We start from the raw sequence: 333 nt of genomic DNA, 5'->3' as shown, positions 1-333 counted from the left end.
TGTTAGCTACAATTGGGTTGTTCACCACTACTGTCGCTGTTGCTTGATCACAGTTCACTGGGGTTGCCCCTACTTCACAGATCTCATATACAACTGTGTAAGTGCCTGATGGGGTGTTCGCAGCAAGAGTTAAAACACCTTCTGAATCTACGCTTAGTGGACCATTACTAACCGGTGTTACATTGGTGTTTGCAGCTGTTACTAGTTGTCCATTCAAAGTATCGTTAGAAGTAACATTTAGAACAATTTTTGGAGTTAATCCTGTAGTAACGGTTATTGGTCCGTCATTTACAGCATTTAAAACATTTACCGGTACTGGAGTAACTGTTGATG

1 pseudogene is annotated in these 333 nt (G+C 41.1%); it reads right to left on the bottom strand.

The features are described 5' to 3' along the window. Nucleotides 1-333: pseudogene (locus L1S34_RS14885) on the bottom strand (hypothetical protein); the annotation flags it as partial.

This window comes from Flavobacterium sp. K77, from assembly GCF_021608205.1.
GTDB lineage: Bacteria > Bacteroidota > Bacteroidia > Flavobacteriales > Flavobacteriaceae > Flavobacterium > Flavobacterium turcicum.
This window is presented reverse-complemented; position numbering and strand designations above follow the sequence as displayed.